Origin of the sequence: Janthinobacterium sp. LS2A (genome assembly GCF_036543145.1) — a bacterium.
GTDB lineage: Bacteria > Pseudomonadota > Gammaproteobacteria > Burkholderiales > Burkholderiaceae_D > Janthinobacterium > Janthinobacterium aestuarii.
The window spans coordinates 125332-149560 of the sequence record NZ_JAZHPB010000003.1; the positions used below are offsets into that span (position 1 = coordinate 125332).

Annotated in this window: 20 protein-coding genes; 7 read left to right on the forward strand and 13 right to left on the reverse strand. The window is 64.0% G+C overall.

What is annotated here, in order from left to right; all coding sequences use genetic code 11:
• Positions 1 to 125 precede the first annotated feature (125 nt).
• The 5 genes from kdsB to V3C40_RS10765 all read right to left on the reverse strand — a co-directional run bounded on the left by kdsB (position 126) and on the right by V3C40_RS10765 (position 3213).
• Positions 126 to 881 carry a 3-deoxy-manno-octulosonate cytidylyltransferase gene (kdsB, locus tag V3C40_RS10745; RefSeq protein WP_331777407.1) on the reverse strand — a complete coding sequence of 252 codons (756 nt, stop codon included), beginning with the start codon at positions 879 to 881 and terminating at the stop codon, positions 126 to 128.
• A gap of 2 nt (positions 882 to 883) precedes the next feature.
• Positions 884 to 1060, reverse strand: a complete 177-nt coding sequence (locus V3C40_RS10750) for a Trm112 family protein (RefSeq protein WP_010395789.1) — start codon at positions 1058 to 1060, stop codon at positions 884 to 886.
• Positions 1041 to 2096, reverse strand: coding sequence for a tetraacyldisaccharide 4'-kinase (lpxK, locus tag V3C40_RS10755; RefSeq protein WP_331777408.1), 1056 nt, complete (start codon positions 2094 to 2096; stop codon positions 1041 to 1043). The genes V3C40_RS10750 and lpxK overlap by 20 nt, the downstream gene beginning before the upstream one ends.
• 74 nt (positions 2097 to 2170) lie before the next feature.
• Entirely contained in the window at positions 2171 to 2611 is a 441-nt protein-coding gene (locus V3C40_RS10760) for an ExbD/TolR family protein (RefSeq protein WP_331777409.1), read from the reverse strand.
• A complete protein-coding gene (locus tag V3C40_RS10765; protein ID WP_034751738.1) occupies positions 2608 to 3213 on the reverse strand; it encodes a MotA/TolQ/ExbB proton channel family protein in 606 nt (201 codons plus the stop codon). The genes V3C40_RS10760 and V3C40_RS10765 overlap by 4 nt, the downstream gene beginning before the upstream one ends.
• A gap of 1329 nt (positions 3214 to 4542) precedes the next feature.
• On the opposite strand from V3C40_RS10765, the gene xseA reads away from it, so the two are divergent.
• Positions 4543 to 5904, forward strand: a complete 1362-nt coding sequence (gene xseA, locus V3C40_RS10770) for an exodeoxyribonuclease VII large subunit (RefSeq protein ID WP_072454455.1) — start codon at positions 4543 to 4545, stop codon at positions 5902 to 5904.
• 94 nt (positions 5905 to 5998) lie between these two features.
• Here the strand turns inward: xseA and V3C40_RS10775 are convergent, their stop codons facing one another.
• The 6 genes from V3C40_RS10775 to V3C40_RS10800 all read right to left on the reverse strand — a co-directional run bounded on the left by V3C40_RS10775 (position 5999) and on the right by V3C40_RS10800 (position 14104).
• Complete coding sequence (locus tag V3C40_RS10775; protein WP_072454454.1) at positions 5999 to 8449, reverse strand: TonB-dependent receptor; 2451 nt, start codon at positions 8447 to 8449, stop codon at positions 5999 to 6001.
• 107 nt (positions 8450 to 8556) lie between these two features.
• A complete protein-coding gene (locus V3C40_RS10780) occupies positions 8557 to 9597 on the reverse strand; it encodes an ABC transporter ATP-binding protein (RefSeq protein WP_331777410.1) in 1041 nt (346 codons plus the stop codon).
• 1 nt (position 9598) lies between these two features.
• Positions 9599 to 10966 carry a GH1 family beta-glucosidase gene (locus V3C40_RS10785; RefSeq protein WP_034751744.1) on the reverse strand — a complete coding sequence of 456 codons (1368 nt, stop codon included), beginning with the start codon at positions 10964 to 10966 and terminating at the stop codon, positions 9599 to 9601.
• Between the two features lie 27 nt (positions 10967 to 10993).
• Complete coding sequence (locus V3C40_RS10790) at positions 10994 to 11812, reverse strand: carbohydrate ABC transporter permease (protein WP_070282696.1); 819 nt, start codon at positions 11810 to 11812, stop codon at positions 10994 to 10996.
• Positions 11809 to 12807 carry a carbohydrate ABC transporter permease gene (locus V3C40_RS10795; RefSeq protein ID WP_331777411.1) on the reverse strand — a complete coding sequence of 333 codons (999 nt, stop codon included), beginning with the start codon at positions 12805 to 12807 and terminating at the stop codon, positions 11809 to 11811. Before V3C40_RS10795 ends, V3C40_RS10790 begins: the two co-directional genes overlap by 4 nt.
• Positions 12808 to 12814: 7 nt before the next feature.
• Positions 12815 to 14104 (reverse strand): extracellular solute-binding protein, encoded by a 1290-nt coding sequence (locus tag V3C40_RS10800; protein WP_331777412.1) that lies wholly within the window; start codon positions 14102 to 14104, stop codon positions 12815 to 12817.
• 410 nt (positions 14105 to 14514) lie between these two features.
• Here V3C40_RS10800 and V3C40_RS10805 point away from each other — a divergent pair, with 410 nt between their 5' ends.
• The 4 genes from V3C40_RS10805 to V3C40_RS10820 all read left to right on the forward strand — a co-directional run bounded on the left by V3C40_RS10805 (position 14515) and on the right by V3C40_RS10820 (position 20438).
• The gene (locus V3C40_RS10805) at positions 14515 to 15534 is read left to right on the forward strand and encodes a LacI family DNA-binding transcriptional regulator (protein WP_034751748.1); all 1020 of its coding nucleotides are present in this window, start codon (positions 14515 to 14517) and stop codon (positions 15532 to 15534) included.
• A 212-nt stretch (positions 15535 to 15746) separates the two neighbouring features.
• A complete protein-coding gene (locus V3C40_RS10810) occupies positions 15747 to 16325 on the forward strand; it encodes a superoxide dismutase (protein WP_034751750.1) in 579 nt (192 codons plus the stop codon).
• A 129-nt stretch (positions 16326 to 16454) separates the two neighbouring features.
• Positions 16455 to 19427, forward strand: coding sequence for a sensor histidine kinase (locus V3C40_RS10815; RefSeq protein ID WP_331777413.1), 2973 nt, complete (start codon positions 16455 to 16457; stop codon positions 19425 to 19427).
• Positions 19428 to 19562: 135 nt separating this feature from the next.
• On the forward strand, positions 19563 to 20438 hold the full coding sequence (locus V3C40_RS10820) for a Kdo hydroxylase family protein (protein WP_331777414.1): 876 nt from the start codon (positions 19563 to 19565) through the stop codon (positions 20436 to 20438).
• A 7-nt stretch (positions 20439 to 20445) separates the two neighbouring features.
• On the opposite strand, the gene V3C40_RS10825 is transcribed toward V3C40_RS10820, so the two are convergent.
• Entirely contained in the window at positions 20446 to 22044 is a 1599-nt protein-coding gene (locus V3C40_RS10825) for a CYTH and CHAD domain-containing protein (protein WP_331777415.1), read from the reverse strand.
• A 121-nt stretch (positions 22045 to 22165) separates the two neighbouring features.
• Between V3C40_RS10825 and mgrA the strand changes: the two genes are divergently transcribed.
• Together mgrA and V3C40_RS10835 are read left to right on the forward strand one after the other, a co-directional pair.
• Positions 22166 to 23206: an L-glyceraldehyde 3-phosphate reductase gene (mgrA, locus tag V3C40_RS10830; RefSeq protein WP_072454448.1), complete on the forward strand. Its 1041-nt coding sequence runs from the start codon at positions 22166 to 22168 to the stop codon at positions 23204 to 23206.
• A 76-nt stretch (positions 23207 to 23282) separates the two neighbouring features.
• Positions 23283 to 23768: a hypothetical protein gene (locus V3C40_RS10835; RefSeq protein ID WP_331777416.1), complete on the forward strand. Its 486-nt coding sequence runs from the start codon at positions 23283 to 23285 to the stop codon at positions 23766 to 23768.
• On the opposite strand, the gene V3C40_RS10840 is transcribed toward V3C40_RS10835, so the two are convergent.
• The gene (locus V3C40_RS10840; RefSeq protein ID WP_331777417.1) at positions 23753 to 24229 is read right to left on the reverse strand and encodes a DUF2244 domain-containing protein; all 477 of its coding nucleotides are present in this window, start codon (positions 24227 to 24229) and stop codon (positions 23753 to 23755) included. The two genes, V3C40_RS10835 and V3C40_RS10840, sit on opposite strands and share 16 nt — an antisense overlap.

Genomic DNA, 24229 nt, shown 5'->3' on the forward strand with positions numbered 1-24229 from the left:
TGTCGAATTGCTATGCCCTGATTGATCAAAGCCAGCAATTAGCGAAGCAGACGTTTCAAAATGTGGTTTTTGCTGCAGGCGCACAAAATTATATTTGCACGCCTGCCGTTTTGCGGGTAACGCGCTTACTGGGCGCGATAGTGGGCTTGCACCCTGGCAAGATCTTCCGGTGTGTCGACACCGGCGGCCGGGGCCGAGTCCGTGACATGCACGGCGATGGCAACACCGTGCCACAGCACGCGCAACTGCTCGAGCGCCTCGATCGCTTCCAGCGGCGACGCGGACAATTGCGGATACTCTTGCAGGAATGCATTGCTGTAGGCATACAGGCCGATATGGCGCAGCGGCACATAGCCGGCCGGCAGGCTGTCTTTCGACTGCGCGAAGCCGTCGCGGTGCCACGGAATCGTCGCGCGCGAGAAATACAAGGCGCGGCCATTCTTGTCCAGCACGACCTTGACCACGTTCGGGTTGAACGCATCGGCCACATCGTGCAACGGATGGGCGCACGTGGCCATGGGGACGGCGGCGCTGATCTGCGCCGCGCAGGCGGCCAGCAAGGCCGGATCGATCAACGGTTCGTCGCCCTGCAGGTTGACGACGACGGCATCGAGCGGCAGCTCGAGCGTGCGCGCCACTTCGGCGATGCGGTCCGTGCCCGACGGATGGTCGCTGCGCGTCATGCACACTTCCACGCCATGCGCGGCGCAGGCGGTGTGGATGGATTCGTGGTCGGTGGCGACGATGACGCGCGCGGCGCCCGACAGGGCTGCCTGCTCGGCCACGCGCACCACCATGGGTTTGCCGCCCAGGTCAGCCAGCGGCTTGCCCGGCAGGCGCGTCGATGCCAGGCGGGCCGGGATGATGACGATGAACGCCATCGTTATTCCACTGCGTCTTGCAGGGTGCGCGCTTCGTCCGCCCACATGATGGGGATGCCATCGCGGATAGGATAGGCGAGGCGGTCGGCGCGGCAAATCAGTTCCTGCGCCTTCTTATCGTGTTCAAGCGGACCCTTGCAAACAGGGCAGACCAGGATATCAAGCAGTCGAGCGTCCACGACATTTCTCCACAATTTGTTGGGCCAGCGCGCTATCGATGCGCGCACTGACGGGGACGACCCACAGTCTCGGGTCATCTTTGAGATATTCAATTTGCGCACATTTTACTGCATCCTTCTCGGTGATCAAGATCACATCCGTGTCGAGTGCCGCAAATGGCTGGTCGAGGAAGTCGTGATGATCGGGCAAGGGCAGTTCCGTGAAATCCAATCCGGCGCCGCGCAGCATGGCAAAGAAGCGCTGCGGGTTGCCGATGCCGGCCGCCGCCACGATGCGCTGGCCGCTGGCCGCCAGGGTTTCAAGCGCCACGCTTTCACTGCGGTTCACCATGCGTTCGGCCACGCCGCCGGCCAGCAGCATCTGCACCACCAGCCCGCCCTGCGGCGCGACCCTGGCCACCAGATCCGGCGCCAGCTCGGGCGCATTGATCATCGTCACGTCGCGCCGGCGGCGCGGCGATTCACGCAAAGGCCCCGCCGGCAGCAGCCAGCCATTGCCCGCGCCGCGGCCGTCGAACAGCACGATTTCCACGTCACGCCGCAAGGCGTAATGCTGCAAGCCGTCGTCGGTGACCAGCACGTCAACGTCCGGGTGCGCGGCCAGCAGCGCCCTGCCCGCTTGCGCGCGGTCGCGCCCCACCATCACGGGACAGCCGCCGCGCTGGAAGATCAGCAGCGGCTCGTCGCCCACCTGCTGCGGCGTGGAAGCAGCGGTGACGGCGCGTGGCGAACGGTCGGCGCTGCCATGGCCACGCGAAATGACGCCAGGGCGCATGCCCGCGTCGCGCAAGGCTTGCACCAGCCAGATCGTCAGCGGCGTCTTGCCCGTGCCACCGATAAAAATGTTGCCGACGACGACGACGGGCACGGGCAGTCGCGCGGATGTCAGGAGGTTTGCCTGGTACAGGCCTCGCCTGACACTGCTCAAAGCGCCGAACAGCAGGGAGACGGGCCACAGCGCGCACGCCAGCGGGCCGCGCGTCAGCCAGGCGCGGGTCAGTGTGGTTTCAAGCTTGGCGGGGGAGGATGTGGGCATGGGGGGAGGAGTAAAGGGCTGGGGTCTGACCCGGCGGGTCAGACCCCAATTTTGTTGCCGGTAACGGTCGAAGCTTACTTGCCCCCAGCTTGCGCCGCGAACGTCAGCTTTTCATAGCCGGCCAGGCGGGCCGCTTCCATCACGTGGATGACCATCTGGTGCATGGCGAACTGGTCGGCGTTGACCACGACCACGGGCGTCTGCGCGGGCGCCTTGCCGCCGTTGGCTGCTTTCGCCGCGTTCTGCAGGGCATCGGCCAGGCCGGCCACGTCGCGGAACGAGATGGGCTCGCGGTTGACCGTGTAGTTGCCCTTGGCGTCGATGGTGACGTCGATCTGCTGCGGCTTCTCCTTCGCCGGCTCGGCGTCGGCCGTCGGCAAGGTGATCTGCAGCTCCGTAAACTTGCTGTAGGTGGTGCTGACCATGAGGAAGATCAGGATCACCAGCAGCACGTCGATGAACGGGATCAGGTTGATTTCGGGGTCTTCACGCCCCTTGCCTTTGCGGAAATTCATTTGCGGCCACTGTGGACGATGTCGACGAACTTGACGGCTTGCTGCTCCATGTCAATGACGAAGCTGTCGACGAGGGCGCGGAAGTGGCGGTAGAAGACGAGGGTCGGCATGGCGATGGCCAGGCCGAAGCCCGTGTTATACAGGGCCACCGAGATACCGTGCGCCAGTTGTGCGGGATTCGAGCCGCTGGCGTTTTGCGAACCGAAGATTTCGATCATGCCCACCACCGTGCCGAACAGACCCATCAGCGGCGCCAGGGTGGCGATCGTGCCCAAGGTCGTCAGGAAACGTTCCAGCGTGTGGGCCACGCCGCTGCCCGCCTCTTCGATCGACTCCTTCATCACCTCGCGCGGCGCGTCGACGTTGCGCAGGGCGGCGGCCAGCACCACGCCGAGCGGCGAATTGCTTTCCAGCTTGGCCACCGTATCCGGCGTGATCTTGCCGCTGCGATACACCTGCACCACCTCATCGAACAGCTTGCGGGGCAGTATCTTGGCGCGGCGCAAATACAGCAGGCGCTCGATGATCAGGGCCAGGGCGACGATGGAAGCGATCAACAACAGCCAGATGGGCCAGCCAGCGGCTTGAAATATAGCGAGCAAAAGAAACTCCTGGTAAAGGGAAGGCGATGAATCGCCCGAACAGCCTGTATTGTACCGAGCGCCGAAGACCGATTGTACGTGCGCGCAGGAATGGCGCAATGTAGCGCGTTGCCGCGCCGGCGGCAAGTGGCGCCTGCATGGTACTTGTCCCCAGCGCGCAGTGAGCACCTGCCGCTGCGGCCCAGTTTTGCACACTTTGTGTGGATAAGATTGTGAGCAAGCATGAAGTCCAGCCCACAAGTCATTGATTTACATGGAGATTATCGTGCTGCGCAAAATACAGGCATAGCAGCTTATCGGCAGTAGTCAATGTCAATAAATTAACACTTGAAGAGTTCTGCACATTTACTGTGGACAAGATTGTGCGCAAAGCCGAGGAATGTAATCAAGCCATTGATTTTAAAGGAAATTAAATCAATGCGTAAAAAAGTGGCAGGCAGCGCGCAACCGGCGCCAGACAGGCCCTCAAAGTTCTGCACACAATCTGTGGACAAGATTGTGCGCAAGCGTACGGATACGCGCCAAGTACATTGATTTATATCGTTTTTATTGCCATGCACAAAAATGTGGCATTGGCTGAAAAGCGTGTTTTTCACGGTCCGATTCCACTTCAAAACAGCAGTTTTCCACCGCCAGCGCAGTTCCACACATAAAGTGTGGATAAGATTGTGAGCAAGCCGATTGACTCCATGCAAGAGCATTGATTCTAAAGGGATTTTTTTCTCTGCTGAAAAATAAGGCAGCAATTCGACATGCTCACACGGTGGAAAACCCGGACAAACCACGAAACGGTTTATGCAGTTTTACACACATTCTGTGGATAAGATTGTGAGCAAGGCGCACGGTACGATGCTATACCCTTGATTTGTAAGACTATTTTTATGCTGCGCAAAATTAAGGCAAGCCATGCTATGGGCCTTCCCATGGATAAATCCGGTGCCGCGCCAGAGTTCTGCACATTTTTTGTGGATAAGATTGTGCGCAAGGCCATGCATGGCATACTAAGCGCTTGATTCATAGGCACTTTATTTCCGTGCGCAAAAATGTAGCAAGGCACTTTTATCGCTCGGACAAGGCCAGCCCGGCCATGTTTGTCCAAGGCAAAAAGTTCCGCACACTTTCTGTGGATAACTTTGTGCGTAAGTGGCAGGGGCTACACTGATGTACTTGATATTAAAGGATTTTTTCCCTGTGCACGCAAATCAGGCATACGGGAATTCGTCATGAAATCAATTACTTAGAAATAGAACTTGTTGTTTTGCGCGATATATGACATAAGCATGACCTCGCCGATAATATGTGGACAGTTCCCTTCCCGCTCCCAGCTTTATGATGACCGACAACCCGACTGACAGCGGCTTTGCCGCCCCACCCGTGCTGACCGTCAGCGCCCTGAACCAGGCCGTCGCGCGCCTGCTCGAGCGCTCGTTCCCCCTGACCTGGATCGCCGGTGAGATTTCCAACTTCACGCGCGCCGCTTCCGGCCACTGGTACTTCACCTTGAAGGACGATGGCGCCCAGGTCCGCGCCGTGATGTTCCGCGGCCGCGCCCAGTACGCGGGCTTCACGCCGCGCGAAGGCGACAAGGTCGAAGTGCGCGCCCTCGTCACCCTGTATGGCGCGCGCGGCGATTACCAGATCAATGTGGAAGCCATCCGCCGCGCCGGCGTGGGCGCCCTGTACGAAGCGTTCCAGCGCCTGAAGGAAAAGCTGGCAGCGCAGGGACTCTTCGACCAGGAGCGCAAGCGCGCCATCCCCATGTTCGCGCGCAGCATCGGCATCGTCACCAGCCCGCAGGCGGCCGCCCTGCGCGACGTGCTGATCGCGCTCAAGCGCCGCGCGCCGCACGTCAACATCATCCTGTACCCGACGCCCGTGCAGGGACAGCAGGCGCCGGAAAAGATCGCGCACGCCATCCGCACGGCATCGACAAGGGCCGAGTGCGACGTGCTGCTCGTGTGCCGTGGCGGCGGCAGCATCGAGGATTTATGGTCGTTCAACGATGAAGCCGTGGCCCATGCGATTGCCGATTGCTCCATGCCCGTGATCAGCGGCGTGGGACACGAGACGGATTTCACCATCGCCGACTTCGCGGCCGACCTGCGCGCGGCCACGCCGACGGCGGCGGCCGAACTGGCGGCCACGCCGCGCGCCGACTGGATGGCTTCCCTGCGCGCCGACGCGACGGATTTGCGCCGCGCCATGCGCCGCAGCCTCGACGACGCGGCGCAAACCCTGGATCGCCACAGCCGCCGCCTGCTCAACCCGAAGGCGCAGCTGCAGCAGCAGCGCTTGCAGCTGCTGGCCCTGTCGACGGCCATGACGCATGCGGCGCGCGCGCCCGTGAACCAGTCGCAGTACGCGCTCGAACGCCTGCGCTCGCGCTGGGCCAACCTGCGGCCCGACGTCACGGCATCGCGCACGCGGCTGGTGGAAGCCCAGCGGCGCAGCGGCGCGGCCATGGCGCAGCAGCTGGGCCAGCGGCGCCACCGCCTCGACGGCCTGGCGGCGCAGCTGGAACTGCTGAATCCCCAGCGCACGCTGGAGCGCGGCTACGCGATACTGCGCGATGAAAAAGGGAATATCGTGCGCTCGCCGGCGCAGCTGCAGGCGCGCCAGAACGTCAACGTGCGCCTGGCCGAAGGCAGCGCGCAGGTCGGCATCGCCAGCGTGCAAGCCAGCCTGGAATAAGCGCTGGAATAAAAAAGGCCGGGGAAGAACCCCGGCCCAACACCTTCCCTACTGAGTGGACTGCTACCGCAACTGCTCTTTCACCCTGCCTGACTTAGAACTTCATCGACACGCGTGCGCCAAACGTGCGCGGCGCGTTGTAGAAGGCGCCGTAGATCTGCTGCGTCGGCTGGCATGGCATGCCCACGTCCGTGCAGATTTCATTGACGTCGAGCTTGACCGCCTTGTCCGTGGCGTTCTGCACGAACGCTTCCACCGTGTAGGCCTTGTTGGCCGGCTGGAAGCGCAGGCTCAGGTCCAGGGTCGTGTAGGCTTCCTGGCGCTTGACGCCGGCATGGCCCGGCACGTCGCCGTTGAACGCCCCCGCCCCCACGTACGACATGGTTTCATAGTGCACCGAAGCGCGCGGCGTGATCTGGCCGCCGGCGACATTGAAATCATGCTCGTACTGCACGGTGGTGGAAAACTTCGGCGCATGCTTCATGGTGCTGCCGCCCACGTTCACCAGTGGCGCCGTCGAACCGCAGGACTGGCCATTCGCGCGCGCCGCATCGACGTCGCACGACATGAAGTCGTCGTACACGGCTTTGAGCCAGGTGGCATTGCCCGTCAGGCGGTCGACCTTCGTTGGCCGCCACACCCATTCCGCTTCCAGGCCCTTGACGGTGGCGCCGGCCGCGTTGAAGTTGGCCAGCACGCTGTTGACCACCTGCGACTCGAGCTTGTCCTTGTACTTCATCAGGAAGGCGTCGAGGTTCAGGGTCAGTTCGCGGTTCAGCAAGTCCGACTTGAAGCCGATTTCATAGCTGGTCAGCTTTTCCGGCTTGGTGGTGGCGCCGCCGTCGCCGATGGCCGGCGAATGGAAGCCCGTCGTCACGGAACCGAACAGCAGAATGTCCGGGCGCAGCTTGTACTCGATGCGGCCCAGCCAGGTGGCCTGGCCGTATTTCAGGTCGGCCGTATTGTCGCCTGGCGTATTGCCGCAGGTGGCGGCCGTGATGGCGCCGCCCGGGCCGATATTGTGCGTGTTGGCCAGGCCCGTGCCCGGCGTGACCAGCTGGCGCAGCTGGTCGGCGGTGAGGACCGTGGTGCCCAGCGGGGTATTGGCCGGCCAGTTCGGGCATGCCCAGTTCTTGCCGCCGATGTCGAATTTATGGTCTTTCGTGTAGCGCGCGCCGGCCGTCAGCTTGATCTGGTCCGTCACTTGCTGGCTGACCTGGCCGAACACGGCTTTCGATTTGAGCTGGCGGTCGCCCTGGATGAAGGACATCGACGACGCATACTGGCCCACGGTCGGCTGCACGAAGATCACGGCGCCATTGGCGATATCCTGCTGCACGGCCGCCTGCGAAATCTGGCTGCGGTCGATATCGAAGCGCACCTTGTTCTTTTCATTGAACAGGAACAGGCCGGCCACCCACTGGAACGGCGCGTCGTCGTCCGAGCGCGCCTGCAGCTCGTGCGAATAGCTGTCGAACTGCGCCCAGTCCGTGCGGTTTTCCGACTTGAAGCCGGGGAACAGGCCCGCATCCGAGTCGTTGCTGTTCTGGCGCTTGTAGCGGCTCCAGCTGCCCAGGTACGTGAAATCCAGCGCGTCCGTCGGCTTGTAATTGAGCTTGCCCTTGTAGGTCAGAATCGACTGGTCCAGGGTGCCCGGCGTGTCGATCAGGGCCGAACGCAGCTTCTCGCCCCGTTTCGGTTCGGCCGCCAGGTAGACGTTGCCGGCGCCCTGGTCGAGGAAGTAGTCGGCGATGAAGGTGCCGCGCAGCTGCGGCGTGAACTTCCACAGCAGCGAGGCGCGCACGCCCATCTGATCGCCGGCGCCATACTTGGCCGTGCCCGGCATGACGTTCGAGCCGCGGCGGAAGTCCACCGTGCCGTCATGGCTATCCTTGATGGCGGCGATGCGCAGCGCCACGTCGTCGGAAAACGGAATATTGATCATGCCCTGCGTCTGCAGGTGGCGGTAGTCGCCCACCGTGATGCCGGCCGAACCCATGAACTTGGCCGTGCTAGGCGCGGCCGACACGAGGTTGACGGCACCGGCCGTGGAATTGCGGCCGTTCAGGGTACCCTGCGGTCCGCGCGCCACCTCGACGTGCGACAGGTCATACATCAGCGCCGTGGCGCCCTGCGGACGCGGCGAATACACGCCGTCGACGTAAAAGGCGACGGCCGGGTCGCCCAGCTCCGTGTGGTTGGCCGAACCGACGCCGCGCATGTAGACGTGCACGCCGCCCGAGTCGCCATGCTGCTCGACGACGAGACTCGGCACCATGGTGGCCAGCGAGGCCAGATCCTTGACCTGGTTGTTTTGCAGGGTGTCCTGGTTGAAGGCGGTGACGGCCAGCGGCGTCTCCTGCACGAAGGTATTGCGGCGCGTGGCCGTGACGACGATGCGGTCCATCTGTTCGGCGGCCGGCTTTGCCGCATCCGTGGCTGCAGCCTCCTGTGCCATGGCGGCGCCGCTGCCCAGCAAGATGAACTGGGCGAATGTCGCATGCGCCAGGCTGAGGGCGATGGTATTGCGTTTGAGCTGTTGCATTGTTGTTGTCTCCTGTACCGCTGGTTGATTGATGATCACATAGCTCTTTGGCTATTGCTGCACATTTTTTGGGTGTCAATCTGAAGTCATGTCGCCTCCGTGCGGGGTCAATGGGTAGCCACGGCGCGCCCGGCCGTGTCGAATAGAAAGGCATGGCCTTCTTCCGGTGCAAAGCCGATGGCGCTGCCCTGCGCCAGACTGTGGCGCGCCTCGCCATGCAGCTTGATGGCCACCGCGTGCGGGCTACCATCGAGCATGGCGTGGATGATTTGCGCGTCGCCCAGCTGCTCGATCAGGGTGACCGTGGCGCCGTAGCCTTCGTGGCGCGGCACCAGGCGCAGGTGTTCCGGGCGTATGCCGACCAGCATGCCGGCCTCGCCGCCAAGCTGGCTGGCCAGTGCGGGGACGGCGGCGCACGGCAAGAAGTTCATGCGCAGCGCGCCGATGAAGCCGGCCACGAACTGGCTGGCCGGCTGGCGGTACAGGTCCAGCGGCGCACCCACCTGCTCCAGGTGGCCGCCGTGGAAGACGGCGACCCGGTCACCGAGGGTCATGGCTTCGACCTGATCGTGGGTGACGTAAATCATGGTGGTGCCCAGTTCCTGGTGCAGCTTGGCCAGCTCGATGCGCGTCTGCACGCGCAAGGACGCGTCGAGATTGGACAGCGGCTCGTCAAACAGGAACACCTTGGGCTGGCGCACGATGGAGCGGCCGATGGCCACACGCTGCCGCTCACCGCCCGACAAGGCCTTGGGCTTGCGGTCAAGCAGGTGCGTGATCTGCAAAATCTCGGCCACCTTGCCCACGGCCGCGCGCACTTCCGCTTCCGGCTTGCCCGCCAGTTTCAAGGCAAAGCCCATGTTGTCGCGCGCCGTCATGTGCGGGTACAGCGCATAGCTCTGGAAGACCATGGCGATACCCCGCTCGGCCGGCGCCACGTCGTTGGCCAGCAGGTCGCCGATGCGCAGCTGGCCCGCGCTGATGTCTTCCAGTCCCGCGATCATGCGCAGCAGGGTCGACTTGCCGCAGCCGGATGGCCCGACAAAAACCATGAATTCGCCGTCGTGGATATCGAGGTCCAGGCCCTTGACGATTTCCGGGCCGTCGCCATAGGTCTTGCGGATGCCGCGCAGGGAAATGGCGGCCATGTCAGTGCTCCTCGGCCAGGACAGCGGCGTGGGACGCGCGCTGCGCGGCGATGAAGTCGCGGTACCACAGGGCACTGTCCTTGAAGCTGCGCTGCTGCGTGGCGTAATCGACGTAGACCATGCCGAAGCGCTTGGCATAGCCCGAGTTCCACTCGAAGTTGTCCATCAGGCTCCAGTAGAAATAGCCGCGTACGTCGATGCCCTGCGCGATCACGGCGCGCAAGGCGTCCAGGTGCAGCTGCACGTACTCGATGCGCGGCGCGTCGTGGATCTTGCCGTCGACGGGCTTGTCGGCCACGGCCATGCCGTTTTCCGTGATGTAGACGGGCGGCAGCCGGTATTCGCGGTGCAGGCCGACGAGCAGTTCCGTCAAGCCCTGCGGATAGGTTTCCCAGCCCATGTCGTTGACACCGAGCTTGCACTCGGGCTTGCGCGGCGGCGTCTCGGCACTCATGAAAGCGCGCGTGTAGTAGTTCACGCCAAGGAAATCGATGGGTTGCTTGATATCTATGAAATCGTTTTCAAAGATAGCTAAAGCAGAAGCGTCGACGTGTTTCAGGGCCAGCGCCGGGTAACGGCCCTTGAAGATGGCGTCCATATACCACTGCACCGAGCGCGCATATTCGAGTTCGGCCAGCTCGCGGTCCTGGGCGCTGTCAGTGGCCGGCGTGGCCGTCCATTGATTGAGCACGATGCCCAGTTTCGCGGGCGGATTGACGGCGCGCATCGCCTGCATGGCCAGGCCGTGCGACAGCAGCAGATGGTGCGACACTTGCACGGCGGCGGCCGGGTCGGCCATGCCGGGCGCGAACTGGCCCGTGCCGTGGCCCAGCACGGCCGTGCACCACGGTTCGTTATGAGTAGCGATGCTGGCGACCTTGTGGCCGAAGCGGCGCGCCACTTCGGCCGCGTAGGCGGCAAAGTGGTAGCAGGTGGCGCGATTGAGCCAGCCGCCCTCGTCCTGCAGGGCTTGCGGCAAGTCCCAGTGGTACAGGGTCAGATGGGCATCGAGCCCCTTGGCGGCCAGGGCGTCGAGCAGGCGCCCATAGAAATCGAAGCCGGCCTCGTTCCAGGCGCCGGAACCCGTGGGCTGCACGCGCGACCAGGACATGGAAAAGCGGTAGGCGTTCACGCCCAGGCTGGCGATCAGCTCCACGTCCTCCGCGTAGCGGTGATAGTGGTCGCAGGCCACGTCGCCATTGCTGCCGTCGATGATCTTGCCATCCGTGTGGCTGAAGGTATCCCAGATGGATGGGCCGCGGCCGTCGATGGCGGCGGCGCCCTCGATCTGGTAGGCGCTGGTGGCCACGCCCCAGGTGAAGGTGGCGGGAAAGTTGGTGTCAATATCGTCGTTATGCATGGTGGTCATGTCAGTGTGAGTGGATGAAAAAAAGTGCTAGCCTTTGACGGCGCCCTGGGTCAGTCCTTCAATTAAACGCTTCGAGGCGACAAAAAACATCAGCAGCAGCGGCAGCACGGCGATGGCGGCGCCCGTCATCAGCGCGCCCCACTCCGTGTTGTTCGGCGCCTGCATGCTGCGCAGGGCCAGCGGGATCGTGTAGTTCTCGACCGAGCGCATGACGACCAGCGGCGTGATGAAGTTGTTCCACGAGTTGATGAAGGTGATCAGGCCCAGGGTGCCCATGGCGGGACCGATCAGCGGCAGCACGACTCTCCAGTAGATGGCGAATTCGCCGCAGCCGTCGATGCGCGCCGCCTCGATCAGATCCTTCGGGATCGCCGTGCCGATGTACTGGCGCATGAGGAAAATCCCCAGCGCGCCGGCCGCTCCCGGCACGTACAGGGCGCGCGGCTGGTCCAGCCATCCGAGGAAATCCATCAGCATGAACGTGGGAATCATGTTCATGAAAGACGGGATGATCATCGACGCCATCACGAGGGTGAACAGGGGCCGCTTGAAGCGGAACTCGTACATGGCGAACGCATAGCCGCCCAGCGAGCAAAAGAACAAGGTCAGTGCCGTCGTCATCAGCGCCACGTACAGGCTGATGCCGATATTGCGCCAGAACGGCAGGCGCTCCTGCAGCAGCTCGATGTTGTTGAGCAGGGCCGTGCCGAACCAGCGCGGCGGCGGCAGGCTGTAAATCTCGGCGCTCGTGTGCGTGGCGAAGACGAACATGAAGTAGAACGGCGCGACCATGATCAGGGCGCCGATGGCCACCATGGCGTAGGCCGTCCAGCGGGTGGTTTTCATCGGACCTCCTTGCGCTCATTGCGTTCGTTGCGGCTGAAAATGCGGTTGTTGACCCAGGTGGTGCTGGCGATGATCAGGAACAGCAGCCAGGAAATGGCCGACGCCGTGCCGAAGTCGCCCGAGGAAAACGCCGTCTTGTAGACGAAGATGGCCGTCGTCATCACGGACTGGCTTACGCCGCTCGATTCGGCCACCAGCACGAACGGTTCCTCGAACAGCTGCAGGTTGCCCATGATGGTGAGTGTGACGGCCAGGTAGATCATGGGGCGCAGCTGCGGCAAGGTGATGTACCAGAATTGCTGGCGTTTCGACGCGCCGTCGATGGTGGCCGCTTCATACAAATCCTTGGGGATCACCTGCAGCGCGGACAGATACAGCACCAGGTTCCAGCCCAGGTAGCGCCAGAAAATCACGAAGGCGACGGCCGGCTTGATGAACAGCGAGCTGCCCAGCCAGTCGATCGATTCCGCCGGAAACAGGCCGCCGACGAGCGGCAGGCTGGCGCACCATTGGATCAGCACATTGATCTGGCCATAGTCGCGCGAGAACAGGGTGTTGAAGACCATGGCGATGGCCACGCTGGACGTGATGAACGGTAAAAAGTAAATGCCGATCACCAGGTTGCGCGAGCGCTTGAAGCTGTTGTGGATGAACGCTGCCAGCGGAATGGCGACCAGGTGCTGCGGCACGCCCGAGGCCAGCGCCAGCCAGACGGTATTGCCCAGCGAGCGCAAGAACCACGGGTCGCTCAAGGCATACTTGTAGTTGTCCAGGCCCACCCACTGCATGGCTTCCACGCCGCTGGCCGCTTCCCACTGGTTGAACGACAGATAGATGGAAAACAGCAGCGGGAACAGGCTGAAGACGGCGAACAGGATGAAGAAGGGACTGATGAAAATATATGGCGCCCACTTCTTCATGTTGAAGCGTTTCCTGGCGGGCCGCGCTGCAGCTGCAGCGGGCGCGCCATCGGTACAAGGCATGGAAGTAGTCATGCTGCTCCTAGCGCCGCGCGCGGTGGGTGATCAGGGCCTTGGCGTCGGCCAGGGCCGTCTTGATATCCTTGTTTTGCGCCAGCACGCTTTCCAGTTCCATGTTAACGATGTCGCGCGCCACGGCGTCGAATTTGTCGACGCGGATGACGGGGATTTTCGCCGCCGTGTCGCGCGCCAGCAGGCGCGTCTTCTGGCCGCCGAAATACGGCTGCGGCTCGTCCATCATCGGGTCCGCATACGCGGCCTTGAGGGCCGGGAAGGCGCCGATCTCTTTGAGCGAGTGCAGCTGGATATCCTTGTTGACGGTCATGAACTTGATGAATTCCCAGGCCTGGGTTTTATTCGCCGCCTTTTTCGGAATGCCATAGAACGAGCCGCCGTACGACGCCAGCGCGCCGGCCGGCAGGTTCGCCGCGCGCCACTGGCCCTTGGAATCGGGCGCCAGCCACTTGGCCAGGTGGCCGCTCAACCACGAACCCATCATCTGGCTGGCCACCTTGTCGCGCTTGAAGCCTTCGGCCCACTCGCCCGTCCAGGCCACGGTGCGCGCATCGATGCCGGCGACCCGCGCCGCCTTGGCCAGTTCGAACGCCTTGACGAAGCGGGGCGAGTCGACCAGCACCTGGCCCTTGTCGCCAAAATAGATGCCTTCGCCATCTTTCAAATTGGCGCGGATATAGATATCGGCCAGGTCGCTGGCGCCGGCCAGCAGATAGGTGCCGGTGGCGGCCTTGAGCTTCTTGCCGGCGGCGATATATGACTCCCACGATTGCGTCAGATCGGTTTCCTTGATGCCCGCCTTGTCCATCAAGTCCTTGCGGTAGAACAGCGTGCCCGGTCCCAGGTCGGCCGGCATGGCGCCCAGGGTGCCGCGCGAACTGGTTGCCTGCACGAACGTGAACGGCACGAACTGGGCGCGGTACTGCCCTGCCCCGTATGGCGGCTGCAGCAAATCTTCCATGCCCTTCGATTCGGCGAAGCTGCCGACGTAGCGGAAGTCGATGGCCATCACGTCAGGCAGGCGCGCGCCGGCCGCCAGCGCCGTCGTCATCGAGTTATGGTGGTCGTCGATCTGCAGGCTGACCAGCTTGACCTTCACTTGCGGATACAGCTTTTCCCACAGGGGCAAGGCCGTTTTCACGGCGCGGTCCAGGTCGGGGAACGAGGCGACGGTAATCGTGGCCGGGGCCAGCGCCGGCAGGGCGACGGCCGGCGGAACGGCTGCGGGCGCGGCGGCCACACCGGCGGCCAGAGTCAGCGCCGCCAGAGGGGCGGCGCCAAGGATGCTTGACTTCATTATTTCATCTCCGTTTATTGAGCGTCTTCTATCTTGAAAACGTTTTCACAACATGTGTCCATTTAACACCGCAAAGAAAATCAAGTCAATCGAAAAAGTTGTCATTTTTATTGAGGGCAGCGTGGCGAGATGCATGCCATGACGCGTGTTCTCCTATGAAAAGACACAAAAATCCGCCATTTTGAGAGGTTGTTGTTTTTCGTGAAAACGTTTTCAAGCGTAGGTCGGATTAGCGCTACGCGCGTAATCCGACGTGCACAGCCAACAATATGTCGGCTTACGCCCTGCGGGCTAACCCGACCTACCCCGACCTACCCCGACCGACGGCCCTGTGGGCATTTATGGTAATCTTTCGATGAAAAGGTTTTCAGAGCACTGAGGACCAGCCATCTTGATACCCAGGAATCACCTTGAACGATAGCGCCCACGCTGCTCCCCCTTCCACCCTGCTCGACGTGGCCCGCCAGGCCGGCGTGTCGCCCAGCACCGTTTCGCGCATCCTCAATGGCACGGCCAGGGTCTCCGACGACAAGCGCGACGCCGTGCTGGCGGCCATTGCGCACATGAAATTCGCGCCGAACCAGATGGCGCAAGGTCTGAAGAAGGGCCGCTCGATGACCATCGGCATCGTGGTGCAAGATATTTCCAGCCCCTTCTTCGACGAAAGCCTGCGCGGCGTGGACGACGGCTTGAAGGACACGGGCTACGCGTCCGTCATCGTCAGCGGGCACTGGAATGCGCAGGAAGAGGCGGACCGCATCCGCTTGCTGCTGGCGCGGAAGGTCGACGGCATCATCCTGCTGTCGGGGCGCATCTCGGACGAGAGCGTGCTCGATTTCTCGCAGCAGCGGCCCATCGTCTCGACGGGCCGCCTGCTGGCCACGAAAAGCGCCATCGGCTTCAAGCTCGACAACGAATACGGCGCCTACCTGGCCGTGCGCCACCTGGTGGAACTGGGCCACCGCCGCATCGCCTTCGTGGCCGGCCCCGCCAACAACACGGATGCGGCCGAGCGCCTGACGGGCTACCAGCGCGCGCTGCGCGAAGCGGACATCGCCATCGACCCGAAGCTGATGGTGGAAGGCGATTTCCACGAGGCAAGCGGGATGCTGGCCATGAACCATTTGTTCGATACGCAGCAGCAATTCAGCGCCGTCTTCGCCGCCAACGACCTGTCCGCCTACGGCGTGCGCCTGTGCCTGTACCGCAAGGGCATCCGCGTGCCCGACGATATCTCGCTCGTCGGTTTCGATGACTTGCCCGGCTCGTCCTACACGACACCGCCGCTGACGACCATCCACCAGCCCCTGTACGACATCGGCCGCATCGCCACGGAAGCGCTGCTGGGACTGATCAATGGCGAGGCCGTGCAGGCGGCCATTCCACCGTTGGAACTGATCGTTCGCGAGACCACCCGGCGCATCCGTTGAGGCTTGCGGCTGGGAACTTTTCCGCCCGATTCAGGCTGAACGAGAATCACTACGCGACCGGCATCCATAACGCGTGCCGGAATCTGCAGCAATGGCGCATCCGCTTTACAATAGTGGCTCGTTCAGCAAGAATGCCTGCTTCAAGCAAGCTTGGCTCAACCCTCCGGCCACAGGCTGGAAGACTCCGAACACTCACCATAAAGGGACATCACATGGAACATACTCTGCCACCACTGCCATATGAAATGGACGCTCTGGCGCCGCATATTTCGAAAGAAACCCTGGAATACCACTATGCCAAGCATCACCAGGCGTATGTCACCAACTTGAACAACCTGATCAAGGGTACCGAGTTCGAGAACCTGTCGCTGGAAGAAATCATCAAGAAGTCGTCGGGCGGCATCTTCAACAATGCAGCCCAGGTATGGAACCACACCTTCTACTGGAACGGCATGAAGCCGGCCGGCGGCGGCGCGCCTGCCGGTGCCGTGGCTGACGCGATCAACGCGAAATGGTCGTCGTTCGACAAGTTCAAGGAAGAATTCACCAAGTCGTGCGTGGGCAACTTCGGTTCGGGCTGGACCTGGCTGGTGCAAAAAGCCGACGGTTCCGTCGACATCGTCAACACCTCGAACGCCGGCTGCCCGCTGACCACCGGCGACAAGCCGCTGCTGACCTGCGACGTCTGGGAACACGCCTACTACATCGACTACCGCAACCTGCGCGCCAAGTACGTGGAAACGTTCTGGGGCCTGGTCAACTGGGACTTCGTTGCCAAGAACTTCGCGTAAGCGCGGAACCTTGTCAACGTAGGGCGAAAAGAAGCCTGCGCCACCCCGCGCAGGCTTTTTTTTGCCTGCTGAAAGGCACGGCGCTGCGCTACAATCACTGCCCCGCCACCGCTATCTCCGTCTGCCACGATGTCCGCCCGCCTGCTGCGCCGCCTGTTGATCCTGCCCCTGCTGGCGTGCCACCTGCACGCGTGCGCGGCCGCCCCATCGCCCCTGCTGTCCGATTACACCCACAACGCCTGGGGCGCCCTGCAAGGCGCGCCCGTCGATGTGCTCAAATTCGCCCAGGGCAACGATGGCTGGCTGTGGATCGCCACGGCCACCGGCTTGTACCGCTACGATGGCGTGCGCTTCGACAGGGTCGACAGCGTGTACGGCCACCGCCTGCCGTCGAGCAATGTGCTGGGCCTGGCCACGCCGGCCGACGGCGCCGTGTGGGTCGGCTACCGCCTCGGCGGCGTCAGCGTCTTTCGCAAGGATGGCACACGCACCTACCGCGAGGCGGACGGCTTGCCGCCGGGCGCCGTGTTCCATATCGAGGTAGCGCCAGATGGCGCCATCTGGGTCGGCACGCGCGATGGCGCGGCGCGCCTGGCGCCGGGCGCCGACCGTTTCGTTGCGCAGGCGGCCAACGTGGGCCTGCCCGACAAGCGCGTCTACCAGATCCTGTTCGCGCGCGACGGCACGCAGTGGATGGGCACCATGCATGGCGCCTATTTCCGCAGGCCGGGCGAGACGCGTTTTTCCCATGCCTGGCCGCGCACCATCCTCACCGGCATGGATGAAGCACCCGATGGCGCCATCTGGGCCGTCGATGCGCAAAGCAATTACTACCGCGTGCGCACCAGCGCGCCGCGCCCCAATGCGCCGATCCGGCCGGACGCCAGAGGCAACAGCATCCGCTTCGACCGCGCCGGCACCATGTGGCTGATGCAGCCCGATGGCATCGAACGCAAGTTCGACCCTTCCGGCCCCAGCCTGCCGGCCCAGCGCCTGACGCGCCAGAACGGCATCAGCGGCCCGCTGCCGCAGACCTCGTTCCAGGACCGCGAAGGCAATCTGTGGTTCGGCACCTCGACGGGCCTGGACCGGCTGCGGCCGAACCGCCTGAAGACCCTGGCCGTGGCCGTGCCCTTCGACCATCCCGGCATGCTGCCGGGGCCCGACGGCGATGTGTGGATCGGCGACTACGTGAGCGACGTGCGCAGCTTTACGGCCGATGGCATGAAAAAAGTGATATTGAAGGGGGCGCTGGCGGCCAGCCACTGGGCGCCCGACGGCACGCTGTGGCTGGGCAACGAGCAGGAACTCCATCATCGCGCGCGCAACGGCGCCATGACGCGCGTGGCGACGCCCGTGCAGGGACTCGATCCGCAAGCGCTGCAGCAAGACCGCTCGGGCGCCCTGTGGGCCTCGTTTTCCGGCGGCGGCCTGTTTCGCCTGAACGAAGGAAAATGGAGCGCGAACGGCGGCCTCTCGGGCTTGCCGACGGTGCTGACGACGGCCATGGCGATGGATGGCGTCGGCACCGTCTGGCTGGGTCATGCCGACAATACCATCAGCCTGGTGGCCGACGGCCAGCGCGCGGGCGCCGTCAGGCGGCTCGGCGCCGCCGAGGGCCTGCAAGTGGGCACCGTGCTGCAGCTGTACCGCGATGGCGACGCGATGTGGGCCGGCGGCGAAAACGGCGTGGCCCTGTACCGCGCCGGCCGCTTCCACACCTTGCGCGGCGCGCGCGGCACGGTATTTCGCGGCGTGTCGGGCATCGTGCGCCTGCCGGACGGCGACCTGTGGCTGCATGGCGCGGACGGCATAGCCCATATCGGCGCCGCCAGCCTGGCCGCGTGGATGCGCGATGGCAGCGCCGTCACCTCGGAACGCTTCGACGCGCTCGACGGCTTGCAGGGCCATGCCTCGCAGTTGCGCCCCGTGCCGTCGCTGATCCATGCGCCCGATGGCAAGCTGTGGTTTTCCACCTCGGCCACCATCGGCATGCTCGACCCGCTGCATATCCGCCGCAACGCCCTGGCGCCGCCCGTGCAGATCCACAGCCTGCTGGCCAATGGCGTGCGTTACGCGCTGGACGATGGCAAGCCGCAGCACCTGCCGCAAGGCAGCAAGACCCTGCAGATCGGCTTCACGGCCCTGAGCCTGTCGATGCCGGAACGCGTGCGCCTGCGCTACAAACTGACGGGCGTGGATGCCGGCTGGCAAGAAGCGGTCGGACGCCGCGAAGCCTACTATACCAACCTCGCACCCGGCAGCTACCGCTTCGAGGTCACGGCCGCCAACGAAGACGGCGTGTGGAACACGCAAGGGACAGGGCTAGCCATCGTCATCGCGCCCGCCTTCGCGCAAACGCCGTGGTTCATCGTGCTGCTGGCGCTGGGCGCCGCGCTGCTGCTGTATGGCGGCTATGTGCTGCGCATCCGCCACCTGACGCGCAACATGCAGGAGCGGCTGCAGGAACGCTTGCAGGAACGCCTGGCCGAACGCTCGCGCATCGCCCGTTCGCTGCACGACACCCTGCTGCAAAGCGTGCAGGGCCTGATCCTGTCATTCCATGCGCATGCGGACATGCTGCCCAAGGGCACGCGCGAACGGGCGCGCCTCGACGGCACTCTCAACCTGGCCGACCAGCTGCTGATCGAAGGACGCGACCAGATCATGGACTTGCGCGCCTCGGCCGAACCGGACGAACTGCGCCTGGCGCTGCAGCAATTCGGCAAGGGCCTGGCCGAGCACCGCGCGCATGCGTTCACCGTGCATGTGAGCGGCACCTGCCGGCGCCTGCAGCCGCGCGTGCATGACGAGATCTATGCGATCGCGCGCGAAGCGCTGTTCAACGCCTCGCGCTATGCCGAAGCGGCCAACATCGTGCTGGAACTCGACTATGCGGAGCAGGCATTCACCCTGCGCGTGCGCGACGACGGCTGCGGCCTCGATGACGCCGTCGCACAGGCGGGCCAGCGGCCCGGCCACTGGGGCCTGGTCGGCATGCGCGAGCGCGCCGCCGGCATCGCGGCCAGCCTGCGCATCGACAGCCGGCCCGGTGCCGGCACGCAGATCGAAGTAAGCGTGCCGGGCCGCCTCGCTTACTGAGGGCGCGCCGGTCGCCGGGCTTGTTCTATGTGAACCGCGATCGCGCCACACCGTGAACTGCATCTGCGCCAGCGCAAACGGGAGCGGGCGGCAAGCGCCCATACTGGCCGCTCCGATGACTTACCCGTTTGTGCCATGAACAAACTCATCGATATTTCCCTGGACCGGTGGGACGCCCGCGGCAGCGCCGCGCAGCAGGCGGCGGCGCAGCAGGCACTCGAAGATGGGCAGGTACTGCTGCTGCCCGCGCTGGGCTTTCCCCTGCGGCAGGAAGAGCATACGCTGCTGAACGGCGCTGTGGGTAGCGCCAGCAGCGCCAAGAACATCAGCTGGGAACCGGCGCGCGGCGTGCGCGGCCACGGCGACGCCTACGATGCGACCCTGCTGGCCGCGCTGATGCAGCGCTATGCGCGGCACACGCAGCGCCTGCTGGCCGGCTTGCTGCCTGGCTATTGCCCCCATCTGCAGCAAGGCAAAGGCAGCTTTCGTCCCGTGGAAATCGCCGGCCGCGTAACTTCCTGGCGCAAGGACGATACACGCCTGCACGTCGACAGCTTTCCCTCCTCGCCCACGCAGGGCCGGCGCATCCTGCGCGTCTTCACCAACATCCATCCGCGCGACGCACCCCGCGTGTGGAAACTGGGCGCGCCATTCGAGCAGGTGGCACAGCATTTCCTGCCCGTCGCGAAACGTCCGCAACCGGTGCTGGCGGCCCTGCTGCAATGGCTGCGCGTCACCAAGTCGCGGCGCACGGCCTACGACCACTACATGCTGCAGCTGCACGACGCCATGAAGGCCGACCTCGGTTACCAGGCGCAGGTGGAACAGTACACGCATGCGTTCGCGCCGGGCCAGACGTGGATCGTCTTCAGCGACACGGTATCGCACGCTGCCCTGCGGGGACAGCATGCGCTGGAGCAAACCTGGCTGCTGCCCGTGCACGCCATGGCCGCTCCGCACAAGTCGCCGCTGGCCATCCTCGAGCGCCAGTTGCAACGTCCGCTGACCTAGCCGGGGCTCAGGCCGGCAAGCGGACCGCCTTGAAGCGCCGCCAGGCCTTGTGCATGCGGCCATCGCTGCCTTGCGCCTGCGCGCGCGCCGCCAGATAGCCGCGCACGAAGGCCGCATGCAGCCGCAACCGGTCCTGGGCCGACTGGTCAGTCTGGCCGGTCTGGCCAGCCGGAACTTCGGGCAATTCCTGCAGCAGCCGGTCGGCCACCTGCACGTCATTGAGCCAGCCCAGTTCATCCTGCAAGGCCGACAGCCGCCCCACATACGGATGCACGGCCCGGCCCGCAAACAGCGAGGCAAAAAATTCCGTCGCATAGCGCGTCTTCTTGGCCGCGATGCGCACCCGGTGGCGCTGCTGCGGCGTCGCATGCAGCAGGCGCTTGCCGCGCTGCATCAGGCGGCGCTGGTCCTTGCGCAAGGTGGCACGGGCAAATGGCGAAACGCGCGCATCCAGGCGCCGCAATTGGCGCGCGGAACAGCTATCGCGCCAGGCGCGCGCCTGCAGCCAGCGCTGCAAGCCCAGCATGCAGGCCGTGTAGCGCGCCGAGATGACGGCCTGGGCAGCCAGTTCGTGCTTGATGCGCGCCTGCGCGTGCGCCGCCTCCGCCAGCGCCGCCGCATCCGTGGCCGCCTCGCCATCGAGCTGCGCCAAGGTATTGCCCGCCAACACATCCCAGTCGCGCGCCTCGCCCAGCGCGCCGCCCAGCCACTCGAGTTCGCCCTTCAAGGCGTCCGGCAGCGCCAGCAGCGACTTGAACATGCCCAGCGCCGAGCGCAAACGGCGCAGGCCCACGCGCATCTGGTGCACGCTTTCCACGTGCTTGCCTCCCGCCACGCCATCCTGGTTGCCGCTCACCTGCTCGAGGCAATTGCCGCAGATAGCGATGAAGGCTTGCTGCACCGTCATGCCGTCATCGAGCCGCAAAGGCTGCGCCTTGACGGCTTGCAAGGGATGCGATGCGGCCAGCCGGTAACCGCGCTCCGCCTTGCTCATATGGCCCAGCTGCAGCTGCACCTCCTGCAGCAGGGCCAGCGCCACGTCGAACAGGCTGGACGCCTGCCCCTGCTTCAATTCCAGTTCGATCTCGCTGACGGGCACGCTGCGCGCGGCGCCATCGGCACCATCCGCGCCATCCGCGCCGCTTTCGATGACACCCTGGTCCAGCACGCATTCGATCTGGTCGCCCTGCGGCGTGCGCAACTGCCATACGGTGCGCTCGATGCGCGTGGTAAACACGGGCCGCAAAGCGTCGCGGATGGCGTCCTGGCGCAGCAGCGCGCGGATGGGCTGCTTGCGGCCGATGACCGAGTCGAGCGCGGCCAGATCCGGTTGCGGCCCCGGCACCTCGCCCTCCCATTCGTGGCGGCTGTGCAAGCCGCCGCTGACCGTGCCGCCCGCCTTCAGGGTTTGCACCCAGCGTCCGTCCACCTGGCGCACGCGCAAGCCCGCCTGGTGGCGGCACAGCTGCAGATCGGGCGTGTCGACATAGATATCGTGCATCTGCAACAGTTGCGGCTCACCTTGCGTGGATTGCGCCAGCAGCGGGTGCGCGCGCAAACGCGGTACATCTTGCTGCGCCAGCAACAATTTCAATTCGATTTCCATGACCGCTCCTTGCGAGACTCCTGATCGCCCATTGTAAGGCGCGTCCGGCCACGCGTACGGCGCACGCACACGGACCTTGATTTTGCGCGAAAATAAGCGCTTCATTCAACGAGGAGATGCCATGACCTACCACGCCGCCGAGAACCGCTACGACAGCATGCAATACCGCACCTGCGGGCGCAGCGGGCTGAAACTGCCACTGCTGTCGCTGGGACTGTGGCATAACTTTGGCGACAGCAACAATCTGGCATCGCAGCGCGACATGCTGCGCACGGCGTTCGACCTGGGCATCACGCATTTCGACCTGGCCAATAATTACGGCCCGCCGTATGGCAGCGCGGAAAGCAATTTCGGCAAGCTGCTGCGCGATGATTTCCTGCCCTACCGCGATGAACTGATCATTTCCACCAAGGCGGGCTGGGACATGTGGCCGGGGCCGTACGGCCAGGGCGGCGGTTCGCGCAAATACGTGCTGGCCAGCCTGGACCAAAGTCTGAAGCGCCTGGGCCTCGACTATGTCGACATCTTTTACTCGCACCGTTACGACGCCGACACGCCGCTCGAAGAAACCATGGGCGCGCTGGCCACCGCCGTGCAGCAAGGCAAGGCGCTGTACGTGGGCCTGTCGTCGTATTCGCCGCAAAAGACGGCCGAGGCGGCCGCCCTGCTGAAGGAATGGAAAGTGCCGTGTCTGATCCACCAGCCTGCCTACAACATGCTCAACCGCTGGATCGAGGAAGACGGCTTGCTCGACACCCTGCAGCAGGAAGGCATGGGCTGCATCACGTTCACGGCGCTGGCGCAGGGGTTGCTCAGCGACAAATACCTCGATGGCGTGCCGCAGGATGCGCGCGTCAACCGTCCCGGCGGCGGTTCGCTGACGCAACAGCACCTGAGCGCGGAAAACCTGGCCCGCGTGCGCGCCCTGAACCAGATCGCCGCGCAACGGGGGCAAACCCTCGCGCAGATGGCGCTGGCCTGGGTGCTGCGCGATCCCCGCGTCACCTCGACCCTGATCGGCGCGAGCAGCAGCGCGCAAATCCGCGAAAACGTGGCCGCGCTGCAGCAACTGTCGTTCACGGCCGACGAGCTGGCCGCCATCGACGTGCAGGCGCGCGAAGGCCATATCAATCTGTGGGAAGGTCCGTCGCGGGCGACCTGATCACCGTCCTGCGCTTGTGGCGGCGGCAGCGGGCAGGTAGACTGCCGCCGCCTTCCAACTTCCGCGACAAGATTCCATGCACGCCATCACCGCCATCACCTTCTGCCTGCTGCTGTCCTGCGCGGCCAACGCCCGCGCGGCCAACTATTGCGACTCGCCGCAATGGTCGATCGTGCACAACAAGAGCTACGACGAGGTGATGCAGATCGGCACGAAGCGCGACAATATCCGCGACGCCGAATGCAGTTTTACCGATGTGATCCTGAGAATCCAGAACGAGGAGGCGGGCATCGGGCGCTATCCGGGCATCCTGCTCATCGCCAACGCGCAGGATGAAAACTTCGTCGTCACCAGCCGCGTCGGCGCCTACACCATCTTCAGCTACCGCTACAACGACAAACGCCTGCTGCAGTTTGCCATGAAAGATCACAGCTGGGCGGAAGGGGAAGCGTTCCAGGCCGGCGCCTACAAGATCACGGGCGTGAAGGAATTCAAGACCATCACGGGCTTCCCTACTACCTTGCTGGTGGTACAGACATTCCAGTTTTACGGGCCCAAATAGGGCGGCAGCAACGCGCCCAGTTCCTGCGCGACTTGCCGGCGCCGTTCCGGCGTGGCGAAGACGCCCACCGCCACGTGCCGGGTAGCATCATACATATCGTTGATGTGTATCAATTGGCGCGGCCCTTGCGGCATGGCGATGCGCGTGCGCCACGGCGCAAAGTGGTGGCGCCGGCAATGCCCGCCGCTGACCTGTTCGATGATCAGCTCGCCATCGCGCAGGGCGATATGTTCATAGTCGCGCGCGTGGCGCAGGTAATGCAGCAGTGCGATAGCCACCAGGCACAGTTCGGCGAACGAAAAGACGGGAATGTACCAGAGGCCGCGCAGCGCAAAGGCGGCGGCAATGACGAGGGAAAACAGGCATAGCAAGCCATAGGCACGCAGCAACTGGCGCGCCGTCAAGGCACTGTGGCGCGCCAGCAGCCATTGCGGCTGCTCGCGCGAGTGATCGCGTGGCAT